Below are 19,319 nucleotides of genomic sequence, written 5' to 3'. Positions count from 1 at the left end.
AGGTTCAGGACTCTCAACGATATCGCCTTGCCCATCGTCCCCACGGGAACGATCCGGGTCTGCCCTTTCAGGCAGGTCTGTGCTGGCGGTCCACCTTTCCTTTACGGTTGCCGATCGTCAGGCGGCAGCGGAGCCGGCCTTGGCGGAGGCTTCCTTTCCAAAGCGGAAGTCTTCGCCATCGTTCCACATGCGGTGCAGGACGACGGCGAGCTTGCGGGCCACAGCGACCCTGGCCCGTGCCATCCTACGCCGCTTGGCGATGCCCTGGCCCCAGGCCTTCAGGCTCGACCATTTCTTCGAGCGCGTCAGCAGCGAATGGGCGGCTTCATAAAGGGCGGTTCGGGCGAGTTCGTCGCCGCAGCGGCTGATCCGGCTCTGGATGTCGGTCTCGCCCGACTGATAGCGCGACGGCGTCAAGCCGAGATGGGCGCTGACAGCCCTCGATTTGCCGAAGCGCTCCGGTCTGTCGATCGTGGCGCGGAAGGCCAGCGCGGTGATCGGTTCGACGCCCGGAATGCTCGTGAGGTGTCGGCAGACCGGCTCGCCCTTGATGATGTCGAGGATCCGCTTGGTTAGCCGGGCGAACTCTCCCAGCATTGTCGCAAGCACCGCCAGCAACGGCTCAGCGATCGCCATCACCAGAGGATCGCCTGCCGCCATCTCGCGCACCTTGGCGGCGAACGCGGCGCGGCTTGGTGTCCCGAGCTTGATGCCGCCCTCGCGCAGAATCGCCCGCACCACGTTCTCGATCGCCCGCATCTCGTTGAGGAAGCGCACGCAGCTTGCCGAGATCGAGGCCGATCTCGCGAACGACGTCGAGAGTTCCCGCGATCGGGTCGCTGCTTAGGAGCGCTCTCGCGACAAGCGGTTCTCATCGTCGATCAGAACGAGACGAGGTGGGGCCCCGGCGCCCCACCTCCAGAGTACGAGGTCCAAATCTTCGACCGCCGCGCCGGCTGCGAAGCTCCTGACGAGCAAGCCGTTATAGCCGCCGGCAATGAGCTGCCGGGCAAAGGCCTGCGTCCGCGCTTCCCCGCTCGCCTTCATCTGGTCGCGCCATGTGCTGTCGGCGAGTGCCGCGGGGTCCATTCCCTTTGCCGCGAGCGCTTCATCATCCCGGCAATCGAATATGCCATCGATCTTCGCGTCGTAGCAGACGAGAGTGGTCGGCTGGAGGTTGCCGACCTGATTGGCTTCGCGCAGCGCGGTCATCACCGACAATGACCCATAGAGTGCGGGCAGGCCCTTCGGGTTGAACCGTCCACCGTAGAGTTCGGCACCCCGCCCGGACAGTGGCTCGCGCGCATAGACCGGATTCAGCGCTCGATAGAGCTTTCCCCGATATTGCACGTCGTCAGGCATGCACGCCGGCGTCGACAGCGTCGACATAGTCGAGCACGTCATCCACGCGACCGTTGCGCACGAGCTGCATGGCCGTCTGGCCGGAGAAGCCGGGCAGGGGCTCCGACCGGTACCAGGCATAGGCCATCAAGGTGGAACCGAAGCGAGGCTCGACCTTGTTGATCACCTCGACCATCTCGCGCAGCCGGCGTTGGGTCTTGTCCGACCTGACGCGGTCCTTGCGCTGGACGGCATCCTTGCCGAGCCCGGCCGTGCGGGCGACTTCCTCGCTAGTGGTCCGGAACGCAACCGCGATCTTCCGGGGCGCGAGGAAGCCGTTATCCGCATATTGCGCCAACCCCATGCGAGCCTCCTGTTGTCCGAATGACGCTAGTTCTGACGTGATATAACGTCACTATGGCCGGCATTCAAGGGGCGATATGGGGAGGAAAGGAGGGGCATTCAGGAAAAATCCGGTTCGCCGATCGGCCGAGCCGGCGACGCTGAAGCTCAACCGCGGTTTGCGCAGTCCCGGCCGCGTCGTCCTGTGCAGGGCTTATAGCCCCGCTTGGCCGGCCGGGCAGGGATGCTCAGCCGCAGTTGCACCGGCCCGTCCGCTCCGCGGGCCGGGGGAGGTCTTCAAAAAGAAGACGAAGGAAGGACCCGCGAAGGGCGGCGTCCAACATCCCCACAAGGAGCTTCCCCATGCATCTCATGAAAGTCGATCCGCGCGCGCTGAAGGAAAACCCCGACCGCATGCGCCTGACGAAGTCCACGCCACAGGCCGACGCCCTATTGCTCGCCACCATAAAGGCGGTCGGCATCGTCCAGCCGCCTGTCATCGCCCCCGAGACCAGCGGAGGCAACGGCTACATCATCACTGCCGGCCACCGTCGCGTGCGCCAGGCGATCGCCGCCGGCCTCGAAGAGATCGACGTCCTCGTCGACGACGCCGCCAACGACAATGGCGCGATGCGGTCCATGGTGGAGAACATCGCCCGCGAGGCGCTGAACCCCGTCGACCAGTGGCGCGCCATCGAGCGCCTCGTCGCGCTCGGCTGGACCGAGGAGACGATCGGCGTCGCGCTTGCCTTGCCGGTTCGCCAGATCAAGAAGCTGCGCCTCCTCGCCAATGTCCTGCCGGCCATGCTCGACCACATGGCGAAGGGCGACATGCCGAACGAGAAGCAGTTGCGCACCATTGCGGCAGCCTCGCCCGACGAGCAGCGCGAGGTCTGGAAGAAGCACAAGCCGTCCAAGGCCGACCCGCAGGTCGCCTGGTACAGCGTGGCGAACGGCCTGGAAAAGACCCGGATGTACGCGAAGGATGCGAGCTTCGACGACGATCTCGCCAAGGCCTACGGCATCGCCTGGGTCGAGGACCTGTTCGCCTCGGCCGACGAGGACAGCCGCTACACGACGGACGTCGAGGCCTTCCTCGGCGCCCAGCAGGAATGGATGGCGAACCACCTGCCCAAGCGCGGTGTCATCGTCGAGGCCGACACCTGGGGCCGCGCGAAGTTGCCCCCCAAAGCCGAGCAGGTCTACGGCCGGCCCGGCAAGTCGGACCACGCTGCCATGTATCTTGATCGCGAGGGCAAGGTGCAGACCGTGCACTATCGTCTCCCCGAGCTGAAAAAGGCCAAGGGCGAGGCGGCCGGCGGCGCGGCTGGCGAAGATGGCGTTGCCCTGTCCAGGCCGCGACCGGACGTGACCCGCAAGGGCATCGAAATGGTTGGAGATTACCGGACCGATGCGCTGCATGAAGCGCTCGCCCGCGCCCCGATCGAGGACGACACGCTGCTGGCGCTGCTCGTCCTGGCGTTCGCTGGCCGAAACATCTCCATCGCGTCCGGCGCGTCGGGCGACGTCTATGGCTACGCTCGCATGGATCGCCATGCCGCACGGCTGGTCGGCAGTGAGGGCAAGCTCGCATTCGACCGCGAGACGCTGCAGCAGGCGGCCCGTGGCGTCCTCATCGACGTGCTGTCCTGCCGGGAGAACCGCACCGACTCCGGCATCGTCGCACGGCTCGCCGGCAACGCCATCGGCGCCGACGGCTTCCTTCCGAACATGGGCACGGACGAATTCCTCTCGTGCCTGTCCCGCGCCGCGCTCGAAGGCTCGTGCAAGGACACCCCGGTCCTGCCGCGCCAGAAGGTGAAGGACACCCGCGCCGCTCTCGTCGAGCACTTCAAGGAGGAGCGGTTCGTTCATCCGTTGGCGCTGTTCGCGCCCGACGCGATGAAGCTCGCGAGCTGGCTGGTGAAGCACGAGGCGAGCGAGGACGACGATCTCGACGAGGGGTCGGCCGAGCCGGACGCCGCGGAGCCGGCCGACGCGCTCGACGGCGAGGCCTACGGCGTCGCGGCCGAATAGCCGGCGCACATTTTCGCACTGCGAATCCCATCCCGCCGCCGGCTCTGCCGGCGGCGCTTTCGTTTCCACTCCTGCGCAATCACGGAGGACATGATGTCCGCGCACACGATCTACGACAACGCGCCGATCGGCTCCCTCGTCGCCTGGTCCGATGGAACGCCGCGGCCGCCCGAGCGCTTCACCAGGAAGCTGTCCGCCTGGCAGACCCACAACAGCAAGGGCCGCCTGATCCAGAAGCAGGGGGAACGCGGGATCGGCAGCGTCGGCCTGTCCGCCAGCTTCACCCTGCACGAGGCGGACTATGGCGCTGGCGGCGTCATCGCGATTCGCGTCCACCGGACGTTCTCGCTCGACTCGAAGCTGCACTTCACGATCCTCGAGCGCCCGGCCATCGGCTCGGTGCGAATCTTCGACCGCGCCGGCCGCGGCGCTGTGCTCGTCCATCTCGCTGCGCATCGGCAGGCTGCCGAAGAATGGCTCTCGCGTCATGGTTATCCGCGCGCCGTGTTCGAGGAGGTCACCGCCGACGAGGTCGGCGCCGACGTCGTCGAGGGGAGGATCGTCGCATGACCATGCTGGCATCTCCGAACGAAGCTGCCGACCCCGCCAGCGGATTTCCGGAGGTGGCGTTCGGCCACAGCGCGGACGGCTTTGCCGTCGCCCGGGTCGCGGACACCGCGTTCGCCATGCTGCCCTCGCGCGACGGGCGTTTCTATCTCGCGAGTGGCTGGCGCATCGGCCGTCCCATGGAGCAATGGACGCGCGCCGATTTCCACAGTCATTCCGGCGAGCTCGCCAATGAGGTGGCCTTCCGCGCCAAGGTCATGGAAAACGCCGAGCATCAGCGCGAGAAGCGCGCGCTCCGCCGCTGCGAGATCCGCGCGACCGCCAGCACGCCCTGGGGACGGTCGCAGGGCGCGACCCTCTATGCCGAGGATGTCGTCTTCCATTCCACGGCCGGCCATGGAGGCATTCACCTCTCGGCAACGCGCAACCGCATGGTCCATCCCATGCTTCGCGCCGAGGGCGGCTGGTACGAGGAAGATGAAGCCTGGGCGATCGTCGCCATCACCTTCCCGCACCTGTTCACCGCCTTCGAGCGGCGCTGCGCCGAGCAGACGGTCAAGGACAGCTGGCCGGAGGCATGGGAGACGATCTTCGGGATCATCCTCGCCCCAGGAGAGTCCCGCGAGAAGGATCGCCGGTCCTTCGAACAACAGCACGCCGGCGACTGGATCGTGGTGTCGGCGATCACCTCGAACCGCGAGAAAGGCATGGTCGAAGTCGTCGCCACGATGGGCGGCCGACGTGGCCCCGGCACCGAGGAGCGCCGCTTCCTCATCCCGTCATCACAGTACCGAAGTGGCCCGTTCGGCTTCGTCATCGATAAGAATCGCCATCGGATTTATTCCGGCCCGTCGAGCTTCCTCGGCTGGACGCGATAGGAGGCAGCGATGCCCTGGAAAATCATCGCTTCCGCCTTCGGCTGGAAGGCCGCCCATGATGACGAGGCAAGTCTCCTCGTCGTCTGGCACCCCAAACGGCGCCGGCACTATTCCGGCACTGACGCCTGGAAGCAGGCTGTCCTGCTGTCGATCCGCTCGCCGTCGGCACACCCGCTGCTCCGCAGGGAGGGCCGGCCATGACGACTTATATGGTGGCCGTTCATCTGCTGGTCGAGGCAGGGCCGGAGCCGCGCGCCGAAATCTGCGCGGCACTCCATGGCATCCTGAGCGATGCCATGCAGCAGGATGCCGGCGAGGATCTCGCATCCTCGATCGCTTCGGTCGCGTTGCCCGCCTCCTATGCGCCAGACACCACCCCGCTTCCGGCGTGGCCGGCGGCGTATTCGCGGCGCCGCGCCCGGGAGAGTTCGTCATGAATACCTCGGGCAGACCGGCGCCGCTCGCACGAACACGAGCCGCCTGCTCCGAGGCCCGTCGCCAGCTTGCTCGCATCGAACGCCAGATCAAGCACCGCGCCGAACGGAAAACCAACACCGCAAAGGCAAAAGCCCGACCGTCGAGCCGTCGTCGGGCCGGATGGACGCCGGCGGATGGGCGGCTCTTCCGCGAGCATGTCGATCAACTGGCCTTTGAGCGCCGCGGCGAGATCGAGGCGCTCTCGTGGAAGCTCGCCAGCGGAAGGTCGCGGGGGCGGCGTTGAGGTGCAAGTGGATCGCGCTTGCGCTAACCTTGGCTCGTCATAGGAGTACCATCATGGACGAGACGACGCGCGCCGGGTTCGAGCGGCTCTTCACCATCGCCCGCAGCGACACCGGGCAGTCGCGCCGTGTCGCCGGCTTCGTCCTCGCCTGGTGGAATGCAATCGACCTCGGCGGGTTCGACATCGCCGACCTCTTCGCCGTCGATAATGCCATCGCCCATGACATGGCGACCGTCTTCGCCTATGTCGCCGGCCGACCTGTGGCGGAGTATCCCGAAGCCTATCGGACCGAAATCGAGGACGTCATCCGGCAGTGGCGGCCAGACGTGTGGGCGAGGGCAACCGACGCCGCCTAGGCCAAGCTGCTGGCTATCTCCCGCCGACAATTCCTCGGCAGCAAGCGGATCCTCGCGTTTTCTCGCATTCGCCATTTGTCGTCCGCCTCGACGATAGCGGCGTGGCTCTCTCCAAATCGCTGCTGTGAACCGCCGTGACATTCGGGATGTGAGGCGCTGCGCGCGGGCCCGCCGGTCGATCTCTCCGCCTGCGCCTTGTCGTGGCCGACGGGGAAAGCAGGTCCGCGGCGGCAGGTCATGTCGGCCTTCCCATGTCACTTTCGAAGCCTGGGCACAGGTCCCTTGCCGGTCATCCCCTCGGGTTTTGCTGCGGTCGTAAACCGGCGGCCGGCCGCTTCAAGGCCGCGTTCCGCGCCGCGTGGCGGCCGGACCCCGTCAGGCTCGGCAAAGCGGGCCCGCGTCCCGCGCGAGGGCTGAAAGCCCCGCTTATCCGCAGGCCCGCTTCGCTCGCCTCGCCGTCTCCGGACCCTGAAACGTCCACCTATCGCCGATTTCTCTCGACCGCACCCGAAGGAAAGACCGGCAAGGGCCGATCCTAGCCCGAGGGAGAAACCGCAGGAAAGGAAGTTCACATGACCAAGACCGCTCGCGCTCCCCGCCAGTCCGCCCGCGTTGTCCAACTCCGCAAGGGCACCACGCTCGAGATGGTTCGGCTGGCTTGCCCCGACGCCCACCAGACCTTCCTCATCTGCGAAAGCTTCGGGCTTCCGGTCCCCGACAGCGACGGAATCCGGGAGCTCCACCTGCGACTGATCATGGAGACGGCCGAGAGCCTTGGCGAAGGGCTTAGCGAACGGGCGATGCAGATCCATCTCCAGCGTATCGTCGGTGCCTATGTCGGATCGGCCCACGGAGCCGGCCAGTTCTATTCCCGCGCCGTTACCGAAGCCCGCGACGCCACCGCCAAGCTCGCCAATGACGCCCGCGACGAGGATCTCGACGGCCCGGTCGGCTTCTCGAGCGCTGCACAGCGCAAGCGCGAATTCGCGGCCGACATGGGGCTCCAGGCCCACGTGCTCCGCATGGCGGCGGAGGGCGCCGTCGCGGCCTATGAGCAGGTCGTCGGCGAGCGCTGGAAGCCCTTCGAGCGGCCGCTCGAGAATGCCGGCCAGAGCGTCGACCGCAAGGCGGCCGAGCTCCAGATGGCGGCTCTCGGTTGAGCCGCCCGGGCGGAGCCTTGGCTCCGCCCTTCTCATCGCTCGCACGAGACCAAGCCGGCCTCTCCAGGCGCCGGCCTTTTCGCATGTCGAAACCAAACCTCAGTCGATCGCGGAAGGAAAAGGAATGGGAGGAGAGCGCGCCGTGCGCGTCCCGTCCCGGAAGAAGGTCCTGCCGGGGCCGGCGGTCAGCGCAACGGCTTCGCCGTCCTCCACTTCGTTGCGGCCCGTCGCGCCTCGCCCCGCGGTCGGGCGCCTCCGGGTGCGCGGTCTCGCCTGTTCCCCCGGCTGCCGGACCCCGTGACGGGGCCGCGATCGGCGCGGCCTCCAGTACGGAGGTTCAGGAACATGAGCAGGAAAGAGATTGGCGAGCGCGGTGACATCTACGCGCGGATCACTGAGCGGATCGTCGCTGACCTCGAAAAAGGCGTGCGACCGTGGATCCAGCCATGGAGCGCGGCGAATGCGACCGGCCGCATCACCCGCCCGTTGTGTCATACCGGAGAGCCATATTCCGGCATGAACGTGCTGCTGCTGTGGTCGGAGGCCATGGCGCGGGGCTTCGCCTCGCCGACCTGGATGACCTTCAAGCAGGCGAACGAACTCGGTGGCCATGTTCGCAAGGGCGAATCCGGCTCGATCGTCATCTACGCCAGTCGTTTCACGAAGACCGAAACGGACGCGCACGGCGGGGAGGTGGAGCGGGACATCCCGTTCCTGAAGAGCTACAGCGTCTTCAACGTCGACCAGATCGAGGGTCTGCCGGCAAATTTCTATCTCCCGCCGCCGCCCGTTCTCGATCCGATGGCGCGGATCGAGCATGCCGATTGGTTCTTTGCGCATACCGGCGCCGTGATCCGCCACGGTGGCTCGGCGGCATTCTATTCGCCGTCGACCGACCACATCCAGATGCCGCTGTTCGAGACGTTTCGCGATGCGGCTTCGTACGTGGCGGTCCTCAGCCATGAATCGGTGCACTGGACGGCTGACCCGCGCCGCGTCGGCCGCGATCTCAGCCGCTACGCGAAGGATCGCAGCGAGAGGGCGCGCGAAGAGCTGGTGGCCGAAATCGGCTCGGCGTTTCTCTGTGCCGATCTCGGCATCGTTCCGGAGCTGGAGCCCAGGCCCGACCACGCCACCTATCTCGGAAGCTGGCTGACGGTCCTTGCCAACGACAAGCGGGCGATCTTCTCGGCCGCCGCCCATGCGCAGCGTGCCGTCACCTTTCTGCATGGCCTGCAGCTACAGGCCGAGACGGTGCAGGAGGCAGCGGCATAGTGCTCACTGGCTGGCGAGGAGTTCGGCGAGTGCTCCTCGGGGAGCGTATGATATTCGACGTCGCGCTGGTCATCGTCATGCAAATGCATTACACTACAGGTGTCAGACAGGGAGATCGACATGACTGCCAATGCACTGGTCCAGACCCGCATCGATGCCGATGTCAGGGACCGGGCGTCTGCAGTGCTCGAGAGCATGGGCCTGACCGTCTCAGACGCAGTTCGCATCCTGCTGACCCGAACGGCCAATGAAGGTACCCTTCCGCTTGAGCTGGTCACCAACAGCGAAGCGCATGATGCATGGTTCCGGGCCAAGGTCCTGCAGGCGATCGAGGATACCCGGCCCGATGTTCCGGATGAAGAAGCGGAGGCGCATTTCGCGGCCCGACGCGCCACGGCCCGGCGTAAGGCCGGGTCCGCAGGCTGATGAGGCTCGTCTGGTCCGCCGTTGCCCTCACCGATCGCGACGGCATCTTCACCCATATCGAAGCTGATAGTCCGAAGGCCGCCATCGCCGTCGACGAGCGGATTTCGGCCGCGGCCCATCGCCTCTTGGAGTTTCCTGAAAGCGGGAGGCCCGGCCGTGTCCCGGGAACGCGGGAGCTCGTTATTCCCGGCACGCCCTATATCGCTGCCTATACCGTGACGACGACATTCGTGCGCATTCTGTGCGTCCTTCATGGTGCACAGATCTGGCCGGGCGACTTCCCCGAGAGCTGAGCAGTCGCGGGTTACACGGCGCTTTCGCGGCGCGAAATGGACGCAGCCGCAATGTTGTACCAGGCCATCTTTCTCTCATCGCCATCCATCATACCGGCAGTCAGGCCGCGTCAAGGACGCGCGGTGCCCCCAATTTTGCCACCGCCGCGCGACAACGAAATCGGCTCCCCACGCGCTGACCCCGCCGGTCGCTTCACGATCCTGACCCGTCCCTCCAACGCTCGGTGATCCGCCTTCGTCAACGAGACGAAGGAGCTTCACATGACGATGGTTCTCGACATTCACACCGAAATCGCTGAACTGCGCGCCGAGCTTGCGCATTGCATCCTCACCCGCAAGGAACGCGCCGACCCTCGCCGCGTCGACCGAGATCTCAGCCGCTACGCAAAGGATCATTCCGAGAGGGCGCGCGAGGAACTCGTGGCGGAGATTGGTTCGACGCTCCTCTGCGCCGATCTCGGTATCGTCCCGGAGCTCGAGCCCAGGCTCGACCACGCCGCCTATCTCGGAAGCTGGCTGACGGTCCTTGCCAACGGCAAGCGGGCGATCTTCTCGGCCGCCGCCCATGCGCAGCGTGCCGTCACCTATCTGCACGGACTGCAGCCGCAAGCCGAGACAGTGCAGGAGGCGGCCTCATGTTCCGCGCACCAACCGTCGAAGGGGATGGCTATGCGCCATCCCCCATCCGGCTCCGTGTGCTCAGCCTCGGCGCCGGTGTACAATCCACGACCTTGACGCTTATGGCGGCGCACGGCATCGTCGGGCCGATGCCGGATCTTGCCATATTCGCCGATACCGGCTGGGAGCCGGCATCGGTCTACGAGCATCTGCGCTGGCTGATGTCGCCGAACGTCCTGCCCTTCCCGGTTCACATCGTCTCCGCCGGAAACATCCGCGAAAAATCTCCTCGATGCATCGCGGGGCGAGCGTTGGGCCTCGATCCCAGCATTCACCCGCGTGATCCGGCGCGGCGGCCGGGTGAAGATCGGGATGATCCGCCATCAATGCACCGGCGACTACAAGATCGCGCCGATCCGCAGGAAGGTCCGTGAACTGCTCGGCCTGACCCAAAAAAGGTCGCCCCCGTTTGCCGTCGCCGAGCAATGGATCGGCATTTCGACCGATGAGGCCGTGCGCATCAAGCCGAGCTTTGAGCCGTGGCAGGTCAACCGCGGACCTCTGATCGAGCGGCGCATGGGCCGGCAGGATTGCCTCGCTTGGCTCAGGCGGCACGACTATCCGATGCTGCCGAAGAGCTCGTGCATCGGCTGCCCGTTGCACCGCAACGCCGCGTGGAGGCGTATCCGCGACCATGATCCCGACGCCTGGGACGACGCCGTCGCGATCGACCGTGCCATCCGCAGCGGACTGCGCGGGATTCGCGGGGAGGTCTATCTCCATCGCTCCGCAGTTCCGCTTGATGAGGCCGATCTGTCGATTGAAGCCGATCATGGCCAGCTCGATCTTTGGCCCAATGAGTGCGAAGGCATGTGTGGTGTCTGACGCTGGCGCGGCCGTCCGGGGTGAGAGGCTGAAGGCCCGCCTTGTGGCCCGCCCTCGACGGGGCTCGCGGCCGACGGCGCCGGATCGCTGGTCCTGCTGCCCCCACCTTCGAGCTGTGACGATGGTCGCTCCGTGGGGTCGGGCGTTGTGCTTGACAAGGATGCCGCGCAAGCTCCTGGAGCGGACTTCCCCGGCGCTTTCCTGCCGCATTGGTTGCAAGCGGACGGGTGGATGTCGGGTTGCTGTCTTGGCGAGGTCGATCGCCCTGGCGTGACGGGCCTTGTCGTAGGCGAGGTCGTGAGCGGGCCCGCGCCGTCGCCTGAGCTGAACGGCCAAGGCAAACGCCTGTCTTCATTCCGATTGTCTTCGCGACGGGCACACCCACCTGCGTCCTCGATGTAGCTGGTCTGACCGAAGGCCGATCTCGCTACGCTCGTCTCGCTCTTATCCCCGCAACGGCCGTCGCGACTTTCTTCCCCTGGCGGGCCCACCCCGTTGAGCACGCGCAGCGGGGACCCCGGATCACCGCCATTCCTCGCGCGGCAAGAAAGCCGCTCCCGGCCGCCCTCCATTTCATTCCGGCCAACGAGCCACCCCTTTGCGCGAGCGCAATGGGGACCCCGGGGGTGCGGGTCGATCGCCTCCGGTCTGTCGTCCGCCATCGAGGTCGCGGTGGGCGCGGCCCGAGAAAACCAAAGGAATGAGACGATGGCTTCCATCGGCACCTTCACCTCGACCGACAACGGCTTCACCGGCGTCATCAAGACCCTCAACCTCAACGTCAAGGCCAAGATCGTTCGCGCCGAGCGCACCTCCGACAAGGGCCCCGACTTCCGCATCCTCGACAGCCGCAACGTGGAATTCGGCGCCGCCTGGCAGAAGACCGCGAAGGAGACGGAGCGCGACTACCTCTCCGTCAAGCTCGACGACCCTTCGTTCCCCGCTCCGATCTACGCCACCTTGATCGAGGTGGAAGGCGAGGAAGGCCTCCAGCTGATCTGGTCCCGCCCGAACCGGGACTGAGCCTCCGACCAGAGGGCTCCGCCGCAAGGCGGGGCCTTCAGCCCTTTCGGTGACGAGCGGCCACAGCCAGGAGGAAACACATGACCACCACCACAATCTCACAGGTGCAAAGGTCCACCACAGTGGCGACATCGCGGTTTGGCCCGACGGAACGTCGAGGAACTGCGCGCCGAGCTGCGGAACGCCGCGAGATCGAGGCCCATCTGGAGACGGTTCTCGCGGAGCGCGAGCTCATCTGGGCCGAGCTGGAGGGCCTGCTTTCACCGTGTCGCGCCGTCCGAAGCGCTGCCGGCCCGGCGGCGGCGCTTCGGACGGCGCTTCGTTGCGCAAATGCGGTCAATGCTGTATATATCACCAAAGGCAGCAATTACAGGAGATCGCCATGCCGCGTTCAGGTGGGTCCTATTCCACGAGCGAGCTTTCCCGCAAGTCCGGCGATATCATCGCTGAGGCGCTGCGCCGGCCGGTAACGATCACCCAGCGCAACAAGCCGCGCCTCGTGCTCCTCAACATTGAGGACTATCAGCGCCTGATGCGCCAGTCGGACGCACGCTCGGCGGGGACCATCGAGACGATGCCCGACAGCCTTCTCGCAGAGTTCGAGAACGCCGTCGACGCCTATGCGCGGGAGGACGAGGCCGGAAAGCCATGAGCTTCGACGACATCCAGACCGCGACCGTCATCCGCTATCCGTATCTCTGGGCGCGGCAGGCGCGTGCCGGCGAAACCGAGGGCCGCAAGGATCGGCCCGTCGCCGTCGGCGCGCGTATCGTCCGGCCGGACGATGATCTCGTGCTCTTCTTTCCGATTACCACCAAGGAACCGGAAGCATCGCGATTCTTTGCCGAGATCCCGGCCATCGAAAAGCGCCGTGCCGGGCTGGACACCGATCTGCGCCTCTGGATCATCCTCGATGAATTCAACACCGACCTTGTCGGCCGGTCCTTCTATCTCGAACCGAAGCGGCCCATCGGCCGCTTCAGCAAGGCCTTCTTCCTGCCGCTGCTGCGCGAGTTCATCGCCCGCCGGAAAGCCTTCACCGAGGTCAGCCGTTTCCGCTGACGCCGGCGTCGCCATAGCCGCGGCGTCGTTTCGTCCGGGCAAGGCGCGAGAACGCGCCCACAGCCTCCTCAGGCTGATCGAAGGTCTCCATCATCGACTGGCCGTTCGTGCCGATCCGGCCCCAGTTGCGGATGACCGTCGCCCCGCCGAACAGCGTGGGCTGGAGCGAGAGCGTGTAGTACCGCCGCATGTTCTGCGCGGGATCGATGCGGCGGAGGTGCAGCGGGCCCGGTGCCGTTCTTTCCATGGGGCGAGTCTCGCGTCCCAGGAAAGGCGCGTCCAACGACTTCCATGAATCGATCCTGCGGGATCGATTCATGCCCGTGATGAACGCCTCAGGGCATGAGCGGCATGCCGCCGTCAGCCGTGCGCCAGACCCAGGGCGTCATCTCAGGCCGAGCGTCGATCATCTCCGCCAGCATGCGATCATAGTCTTCGACGGCGCCCGCAGGGACGATGTACATTGCGACAGGAGACGGGCGCCTCTCAGGGAGCGTCACGCAAACGACCGGCTGATCCCGGCTGAGATTGAACCGCAATCCCTTCACGCTCTTGCGCCGCATGCCTGCTAGGCGAGAGAGCAACTGCAGTTCGTGGGCGCTCTCGAAGGGAATCCAGTTCTCCGTCACCACCATCAGGGCGATCTCGTTGATGGCCGGAACGCCGGCGTTTGAAATCCCGAATGTCGCGATGGCGACGACGTGCGTCTCCTCGTTCGCATCCCAGAGTTCCAGCTCGGCGTCATACCGCTTGTTCAGCCGGCGCCAGGCCGCCTCCTCCAGCATCAGAGGGAAATCCGGCAGGTGCTTGATGACAACCTTCCGGCCGCTGCGAGCCTCAGGGAATTCCTTCACCTCGCCGACCAGCAGCATCAACTTCTGCGGGCCGTTGCCCGGCGCCTGGGCGCCGGATAGAGCCCTGGATCGCCGCACCGCGATCGCAGCCTTGTCGTCGGCGTGGAACACCTCCGGCACGAACAGAATGTCGCTGAGCGGACCGCCGCGCACGGTCATTTCCCTAGCGGCATTCATCACGCTCGCCCGCACCTTGCCCCAGCCGCGCTTGCCGGCCCAAAGCGATGTCCATTCGGTCAGCTCGGCGGCATCCCAGAGATAGTGCAGAACGGCGCGCAGCGAGAGCTTCTTGGTCTCGTTCCGCACCGTGTCGGAAGTCTCCGATGGGGATGCCGGCGCGGACCGGCTGCCACGCTTCGTCAGCGAGAAATCGAGCTTGAGAATGGCGGTCCCGGTCGCATCGTCAATCTGGATCGCATTGCCGATGAGGGGACCGAGCCCCGAAAGCTCGTAGGGCGGTTCGTAGGACGGGCAGGAGGGGTCGTGATCGCGGCCAGTCAGCGGCATGCGCTTGACCAGGAACTGTCCGTCGTTCCGCGCGATATACATCGTGGTGGGCGGCTCGCGGCACAGGCAGAGCGGCCGCTGCTTGCGCTCAAAGGCCTGCTCGAGCGCGGATTGAAGCTCCGGCGCGCCTTCATCGCAGGTCCGCTCACCAATCCTGAACTGCCGCATGGGTGGATGCACCTTCATTTAACCGCAAAGGACAAGGCAGTAAAAATGCTGATCGGACAGCCACAAACCTCCCAACGTCGGAAGGACGTGGTCGTGGAGATCTCATTCTGCCACGGCCACACTCGCGCCACCTCGGCCTAGGCTCGCCGGTCCGTTCGACCGGGAGAAGAGAGCACACTGCGCGGCCTCGGCGCCTACGCGGGCGGATGCAGGCGTGTGTCCAATGCAAAAGGTTCCTGACGCTTCACGGCATAGGCGCCTGCAGCGCTGCTCGCCATGAAGATCAGGTTCCAGCTGTGCGTGGAGACGGCGCTCGGAATGACCACGAAGCGATGGCGGTGCAGGAGATCGTCGCCGAACGCCTGCTGGCCTGCGCTCGGGATGCCGGGCCTCAGCCAGTTCAGGTTGGGAACGTCGGCGGGCTCGACGACATGCACGTCGGTGAGGTCCGTCACCATTGTCGCCGTCATTACATGAGGGATCGTGTCGAGCGCTCTGAACCCCTTGTGGACCGCCACCTCCAGGATCGCGGTGGAGGGATCGATAGAGCAGTACACGGCGCGAACGCCCTTGCTGTTCCATCGACCGCCAACCCGGTAGGAGCCCTCACCGCTGTCCCAGCTGGAAGCAAAACTCACCTGGTCGAGCCGCCATGCCACAAGCTCACCGCCGCCAAGCGCTCCCGGCAGCGGCGTCATGCATAGACGCCGTATTCAAGCCGCACGAGATAGTCCTCGACGAGCTCGATGCCGGCGGGCGTGGAGAGCAGGTCGATGGGACGGCGCTGGTCGAGCCCGATCGCTGGACGCTCCAGCCACTGCTCGGCCTCCTCCTGTGAGCCGAAGACGTCGGTCGCCTTGGCAAGGATCTCCGCAAATTTCCATGCCCTGCCGCTCTGCTCCTGGCTCAGCGGTTTGGAGGGCGCATCCTTCCGGCGCTGATAGGTTCGCACGCTCATGCCGACCGCCTTCTCGAGCGAATCCGCCTTGTGCAGAACGCGCAGATGCCCCACGAGGTGATCCAGCGCAGAGGCGGGCAGGCCGCGCAGCAGCAACTCATGGGCGTCAAGGGCACTGTTGACGTGCCCCGACAACACCCGGGAGCCGCCGAGCAACTCGGCGATCTTCTGCAGATCGCGCGGGGCCACCTCGGGAACGGTCTGTTTCGCCGCGATCGCCATTGCAAGCTCCGTGTGTCAACTGTCGCTTCTATATATGACAGGTGACGCATCTGGTTCAAGCGTCGGAGCGATCGGCAGGGCATGAATCTGCATCCTGCAAAGGAGTATTCGGGCGCATCCGGCGTGCCGGACCGGGCTCTACTCCGCCGGATCCCGGCTCCACGAAGCCTGCGCGCAGTCTTCGCGCCTCGCGGCGTGACGATCCCTTGCGCATGCAGCCTCGCTGTCTGGGGCGAACCCGCGAGACCGGCATCGACGCCCGGTCACTGCATCGACCCCGCCTGAGGGGGGATGAGGGCAGGCTTCGCCTGCTGCTGCCGCGTGCCTGGATAACCCACCCTGTCTGCTCAGAATGTCCAAGCCTGCCATGGCGGGTGGGCACGCCCCAAAACCGCGCGGCCCCTCCAATTTTCCCGCTGCGCAGGAAAATCGGTTCCTCCGCGCGCCAGCAAGCTGGCCGCTGTCGCGGGTTTTGACCCGTGCCCACCCGCCATGACCGCCGTCGTCATCTTTCACAAGAACGTCGAGGAGATGACGATGACCCTGGAACAGCACATCGAGGAACTGCGCGCCGAGCTGCGGAACGCCGTCAATGCCGGTGAGCGCCGCGAGATCGCGGCCGAGCTTGAGACGGCCCGCGCCGAACTCGCCCGCAAGATCGCCGAGGAGGAGCTGCCGTGAAGCAGCTCTTTTCGCCGCGGCTCGGTGACGGTCCCGGCGTGTCATGGAACGACGGCAGCATGCCTGGTTAAGGCCGCCGCGGCCGACAGTCCATCGTCTTTGGACGAAGGGCGGCTTCCATGGTGGCGAGCAAACCTCGCAATCTGGCGCCACGAAATGGCCTTTTGCGGCGCAATGGCAGACGGTTGGTGAGCAACAGGGTGCCTTGAAGGCGCAGTCAATCCCTCGATAAAGCGGGCCTCGCCCGCCATCCTGAACGTGGCTACGAAATATTCCGCGCGCTGAGCGGATGCCAAACGACGGCACGCTGCGATCGGGCGACCGGCGACGACAGCGATGACCAAAGATCCACTCCCGACAACAAAGACGCCAGCCCCCCAACCAGGCGCGGCGTAGGGCGACGCGCCAAGCTACTGGCCGCTCGCTTTTCGCGGACGACCGCCTTTAGCGCCATTGGCGCGGGCAGCGGCCGCCTTGGCTGCGGACGTCGCCTGGCCGGCTCGGCGAGCCATATAAGCTTTGGTGCCGAAGATGCCGGCCATCAGGCCAGGCAGGGACAGGTCGACGTCGAGCGCCTCCCAATGCAGGCCATAGCCGTGACCAAGGATCTCGACAGCGGCAAGCTGGTCATCGGTTGCCTCTTCCAGCCCCTGCGCCAGACGCGGCGGAAAGGCGAAAGTGCAGCCGTTGGTGAGGTCGACGATGACCCGGCCAGTCTGCCGGTTAAAGCGCGCGGTAGCTGCTCGCGGCTCGCTTTCATGGGCCCGGCGGCCGCGTTCCAGGGCGGCCTCGATGGCGGCATCGGTAAGGTCAGCCATGAATCTCTCTCCATCGGGTCAGGAACGCAGTCTGCTGCTCGGTCACCAATTGCATCGCGCGGCGCACCTCGCCCCGCTTCATGCCCTCGGCCCAGACCAGTTCCGGTGCTCCTTCCGAGCCGATCAAATTGATCTTTGCCTGTCCGTCGCCGAATACATGGACATGGGCCGGCTCATGGTCATCAACGAAGATGACGACGCGCAGGCCATATGCGCGGTAGATCGTGACCATAGAGTTAAGTAACCTAACATGATGGGTTTTGCAAGAATGATCGGCTGAAGGCATCGGGGGAGTCCTTCCGAAATCAGGACACGGACGGTTCGATGCCCCTGCTTGCCGGAGTCTATGATCGCCTGCAGATCGGTGCGCGTGCGTTCTCGCGCCGCTCAAGCCTTCGCACGGCGCTTCCTGTCGATCAGCGACTGTGCCTCTTCCATCACCTGCTGGTGCGGCACCGCCGACCGGGTATCGACCAGGGCCGCGCGTACCTTGGCCCGAAACCATGCGTCATGGGAGTCCGGGTCCGCAGTCAGGCCCGCCGGCAACACGCCCTCTTTTACGACGCGCGTGAGGAGAATCCGGACGGCATCGGAAACCGTCAGACCGAAGCTGGCCAGCGTCTCGGTCGCGTCGGCCTTCAGCTTGTCGTCTATGCGGATGTGCAGCATTGAGGTGTGAGCGGCCATGTTCCGACCTCCTGACTTGGCGGCATTGTGTCTCTCTTTTGAGAGACATTCGAGGAGGGGCGACGATGGGGGCGGCTCGCCATTGCCCCGTGTCACTGGCGCGAAGCGCGTTGTCTGCGGAAACTGCTCGCGAAGGCGGCTCACACCTTGACGAAGCGATTGGCCTTGGCTTGCTCGTTCATGTCCCTGCGCCGGAAATAAATCGCCCGCCCGCAGCGGATCGGGCTGTGGCCCTGGACGATGATGATCTGCTCGTCCTTGCGCATCGACTGGGTGATCTCGTGGGGCATGATGAGCGGCCGGCGCTGGAAGCTGAGGCTCTCCGAGCGCCGATCGCCAGTGCTCGACATGCTCCATCCCACGTTCCGCGACCGGCCCTGGACCTCGACCGTCATCTCGCCGCACTGGGCCGAGACGTTGCGCGCGGTTTCGAGCGCCTTGATCGCGGCGTATGAGGCGAACGCACATCCGTCGATCCACGACGTCGCGCCGGCCTTGCCGAAATGCTGCTCCAGCTGACCGACCGATTGGTACATCATCATCAGCGTGATGCCGTACTTGCGGCCGCGATCGCGGGCCTCTTCCAGGACCCGCATGTAGCCGAGCAGGTCCACCTCGTCGAGCATGAAGAGGGCCCGGCGCGCGAACGCGCCATCCGCTTCCACCATGGCATTGATGAGCGAGCCGATGATCACCCGGCCGATCCCGGGATAGGACCTCAGGATCGAAGCGGGGATGTTCAGGAACAGGTCCTTCTTGCCGGAGACGATGTCACGCGACTTGAAGGCATTGCCGCAGACGAGGGCGGCGTAATTGTCGAGCGAGAGCCACTGCGTGTCCTTCGATGCGGTGGAATAGACGCCGCTGAACGTCTGCTCGGTCATATTCGTGAAAACGCCGAGCGTCTCACGGATGAAGGTCGATTCCGAGTGCTCCTGAATGTCCCGGAGCATGGCGAGCACCGAGGGCTCGGGCTCGGAAACGATCTGACGCAGGCTACGCAGATTGCGCCGTCCCGCATATTCGGGCGAGAGCATCACATGCGCGAGCAGGCCGGTCAGAAGGTTGTGCGCCTGGTTCTGGAAATAGGCGCCGGTCGAGGATTCAAAGCGCACGCTCTCGGAAAGCAGCATGTGCGCGATGCCGACGATGTCCTCCTCCTTTTTCTTCGATCCCTCGATGCCGTCGAGGACGTTGAAGCCGGCGATCGGGTTGGTGGGATCGAGCACCATGACCTCGCGGCCGAGAGCGCGCGTGCGATGCTCCTTGACCATCGGCGCGACCTCGGTCGAGGGATCGAGGCAGATCAGCGGCCCGGAATAGCGCAGCGCCGTCGGGACGACGTTGCTGGTCGTCTTGAAGCCCCCCGACCCGGCGAAAAACAACATGTGGGTCGAATCGAAATCCTGCTTGTAGGTCAAGAGCTGTGCCCGCCCGCCC

At 65.5% G+C, this 19,319-nt stretch carries 25 protein-coding genes and 3 pseudogenes; 17 read left to right on the top strand and 11 right to left on the bottom strand.

Features of this window, described 5'->3' with window-relative positions; all coding sequences use genetic code 11:
- Positions 1-117: 117 nt before the first annotated feature.
- The 3 genes and pseudogenes from K9U41_RS05465 to K9U41_RS05455 form a co-directional block, all read right to left on the bottom strand.
- Positions 118-768: pseudogene (locus K9U41_RS05465) on the bottom strand (IS110 family transposase); the annotation flags it as partial.
- 75 nt (positions 769-843) lie between these two features.
- A complete protein-coding gene (locus K9U41_RS05460) occupies positions 844-1,350 on the bottom strand; it encodes an RES family NAD+ phosphorylase (protein WP_282639864.1) in 507 nt (168 codons plus the stop codon).
- Between the two features lie 4 nt (positions 1,351-1,354).
- The gene (locus K9U41_RS05455) at positions 1,355-1,705 is read right to left on the bottom strand and encodes an antitoxin Xre/MbcA/ParS toxin-binding domain-containing protein (RefSeq protein WP_282639842.1); all 351 of its coding nucleotides are present in this window, start codon (positions 1,703-1,705) and stop codon (positions 1,355-1,357) included.
- A gap of 341 nt (positions 1,706-2,046) precedes the next feature.
- On the opposite strand from K9U41_RS05455, the gene K9U41_RS05450 reads away from it, so the two are divergent.
- From K9U41_RS05450 to K9U41_RS05375, 16 genes and pseudogenes are all read left to right on the top strand, one after another.
- Positions 2,047-3,720: a ParB/RepB/Spo0J family partition protein gene (locus K9U41_RS05450; protein WP_282639841.1), complete on the top strand. Its 1,674-nt coding sequence runs from the start codon at positions 2,047-2,049 to the stop codon at positions 3,718-3,720.
- Between the two features lie 93 nt (positions 3,721-3,813).
- The gene (locus tag K9U41_RS05445; RefSeq protein ID WP_282639840.1) at positions 3,814-4,290 is read left to right on the top strand and encodes a hypothetical protein; all 477 of its coding nucleotides are present in this window, start codon (positions 3,814-3,816) and stop codon (positions 4,288-4,290) included.
- Positions 4,287-5,165, top strand: a complete 879-nt coding sequence (locus tag K9U41_RS05440) for a DUF7007 domain-containing protein (RefSeq protein WP_282639839.1) — start codon at positions 4,287-4,289, stop codon at positions 5,163-5,165. Before K9U41_RS05445 ends, K9U41_RS05440 begins: the two co-directional genes overlap by 4 nt.
- 9 nt (positions 5,166-5,174) lie before the next feature.
- A complete protein-coding gene (locus tag K9U41_RS05435) occupies positions 5,175-5,366 on the top strand; it encodes a hypothetical protein (RefSeq protein WP_282639838.1) in 192 nt (63 codons plus the stop codon).
- Entirely contained in the window at positions 5,363-5,602 is a 240-nt protein-coding gene (locus K9U41_RS05430; RefSeq protein ID WP_282639837.1) for a hypothetical protein, read from the top strand. Before K9U41_RS05435 ends, K9U41_RS05430 begins: the two co-directional genes overlap by 4 nt.
- Entirely contained in the window at positions 5,599-5,886 is a 288-nt protein-coding gene (locus tag K9U41_RS05425) for a hypothetical protein (RefSeq protein WP_282639836.1), read from the top strand. The genes K9U41_RS05430 and K9U41_RS05425 overlap by 4 nt, the downstream gene beginning before the upstream one ends.
- Before the next feature lie 53 nt (positions 5,887-5,939).
- Positions 5,940-6,242: a DUF7673 family protein gene (locus K9U41_RS05420; protein WP_282639835.1), complete on the top strand. Its 303-nt coding sequence runs from the start codon at positions 5,940-5,942 to the stop codon at positions 6,240-6,242.
- Positions 6,243-6,814: 572 nt separating this feature from the next.
- The gene (locus K9U41_RS05415; protein WP_282639834.1) at positions 6,815-7,402 is read left to right on the top strand and encodes a hypothetical protein; all 588 of its coding nucleotides are present in this window, start codon (positions 6,815-6,817) and stop codon (positions 7,400-7,402) included.
- A 345-nt stretch (positions 7,403-7,747) separates the two neighbouring features.
- Positions 7,748-8,677: an ArdC family protein gene (locus K9U41_RS05410; protein ID WP_282639833.1), complete on the top strand. Its 930-nt coding sequence runs from the start codon at positions 7,748-7,750 to the stop codon at positions 8,675-8,677.
- Positions 8,678-8,797: 120 nt separating this feature from the next.
- On the top strand, positions 8,798-9,103 hold the full coding sequence (locus tag K9U41_RS05405) for a type II toxin-antitoxin system RelB/DinJ family antitoxin (protein WP_282639832.1): 306 nt from the start codon (positions 8,798-8,800) through the stop codon (positions 9,101-9,103).
- Complete coding sequence (locus K9U41_RS05400; RefSeq protein ID WP_282639831.1) at positions 9,103-9,396, top strand: type II toxin-antitoxin system RelE/ParE family toxin; 294 nt, start codon at positions 9,103-9,105, stop codon at positions 9,394-9,396. Before K9U41_RS05405 ends, K9U41_RS05400 begins: the two co-directional genes overlap by 1 nt.
- A gap of 291 nt (positions 9,397-9,687) precedes the next feature.
- Positions 9,688-10,026: pseudogene (locus tag K9U41_RS05395) on the top strand (zincin-like metallopeptidase domain-containing protein); the annotation flags it as partial.
- A 5-nt stretch (positions 10,027-10,031) separates the two neighbouring features.
- Positions 10,032-10,899, top strand: a pseudogene (locus tag K9U41_RS05390) (hypothetical protein).
- A gap of 708 nt (positions 10,900-11,607) precedes the next feature.
- Positions 11,608-11,922, top strand: a complete 315-nt coding sequence (locus K9U41_RS05385) for a DUF736 domain-containing protein (RefSeq protein ID WP_282639830.1) — start codon at positions 11,608-11,610, stop codon at positions 11,920-11,922.
- Positions 11,923-12,304: 382 nt separating this feature from the next.
- Positions 12,305-12,574, top strand: coding sequence for a type II toxin-antitoxin system prevent-host-death family antitoxin (locus tag K9U41_RS05380; RefSeq protein WP_282639829.1), 270 nt, complete (start codon positions 12,305-12,307; stop codon positions 12,572-12,574).
- Positions 12,571-12,984, top strand: coding sequence for a hypothetical protein (locus tag K9U41_RS05375; protein ID WP_282639828.1), 414 nt, complete (start codon positions 12,571-12,573; stop codon positions 12,982-12,984). The genes K9U41_RS05380 and K9U41_RS05375 overlap by 4 nt, the downstream gene beginning before the upstream one ends.
- On the opposite strand, the gene K9U41_RS05370 is transcribed toward K9U41_RS05375, so the two are convergent.
- From K9U41_RS05370 to parS, 4 genes are all read right to left on the bottom strand, one after another.
- Positions 12,968-13,231 carry a WGR domain-containing protein gene (locus K9U41_RS05370; protein WP_282639827.1) on the bottom strand — a complete coding sequence of 88 codons (264 nt, stop codon included), beginning with the start codon at positions 13,229-13,231 and terminating at the stop codon, positions 12,968-12,970. The genes K9U41_RS05375 and K9U41_RS05370 overlap by 17 nt on opposite strands.
- Before the next feature lie 88 nt (positions 13,232-13,319).
- Positions 13,320-14,513, bottom strand: a complete 1,194-nt coding sequence (locus K9U41_RS05365; protein WP_282639826.1) for a DUF1173 domain-containing protein — start codon at positions 14,511-14,513, stop codon at positions 13,320-13,322.
- A gap of 194 nt (positions 14,514-14,707) precedes the next feature.
- Positions 14,708-15,211 (bottom strand): RES family NAD+ phosphorylase, encoded by a 504-nt coding sequence (locus K9U41_RS05360; protein WP_282639825.1) that lies wholly within the window; start codon positions 15,209-15,211, stop codon positions 14,708-14,710.
- Entirely contained in the window at positions 15,208-15,693 is a 486-nt protein-coding gene (gene parS / locus K9U41_RS05355; RefSeq protein ID WP_282639824.1) for a type II RES/Xre toxin-antitoxin system antitoxin, read from the bottom strand. The genes K9U41_RS05360 and parS overlap by 4 nt, the downstream gene beginning before the upstream one ends.
- Before the next feature lie 492 nt (positions 15,694-16,185).
- Here parS and K9U41_RS05350 point away from each other — a divergent pair, with 492 nt between their 5' ends.
- A complete protein-coding gene (locus tag K9U41_RS05350) occupies positions 16,186-16,374 on the top strand; it encodes a hypothetical protein (RefSeq protein WP_282639867.1) in 189 nt (62 codons plus the stop codon).
- Between the two features lie 410 nt (positions 16,375-16,784).
- On the opposite strand, the gene K9U41_RS05345 is transcribed toward K9U41_RS05350, so the two are convergent.
- The 4 genes from K9U41_RS05345 to traG all read right to left on the bottom strand — a co-directional run.
- Positions 16,785-17,192, bottom strand: coding sequence for a DUF2442 domain-containing protein (locus K9U41_RS05345; protein ID WP_282639823.1), 408 nt, complete (start codon positions 17,190-17,192; stop codon positions 16,785-16,787).
- Positions 17,185-17,424: a DUF4160 domain-containing protein gene (locus K9U41_RS05340; protein ID WP_282639822.1), complete on the bottom strand. Its 240-nt coding sequence runs from the start codon at positions 17,422-17,424 to the stop codon at positions 17,185-17,187. The genes K9U41_RS05345 and K9U41_RS05340 overlap by 8 nt, the downstream gene beginning before the upstream one ends.
- A gap of 155 nt (positions 17,425-17,579) precedes the next feature.
- Positions 17,580-17,879 (bottom strand): type II toxin-antitoxin system RelB/DinJ family antitoxin, encoded by a 300-nt coding sequence (locus K9U41_RS05335; RefSeq protein ID WP_282639821.1) that lies wholly within the window; start codon positions 17,877-17,879, stop codon positions 17,580-17,582.
- A 140-nt stretch (positions 17,880-18,019) separates the two neighbouring features.
- The coding region (gene traG, locus K9U41_RS05330; RefSeq protein ID WP_282639820.1) for a Ti-type conjugative transfer system protein TraG at positions 18,020-19,319 on the bottom strand (1,300 nt) is incomplete at its 5' end.

It is taken from the genome of Xanthobacter autotrophicus, assembly GCF_029991245.1.
Taxonomy (GTDB): Bacteria; Pseudomonadota; Alphaproteobacteria; order Rhizobiales; family Xanthobacteraceae; genus Xanthobacter; species Xanthobacter autotrophicus_C.
Note: the sequence above shows the minus strand (reverse complement) of the source record. Positions and strands in the feature narration are given on the sequence as shown.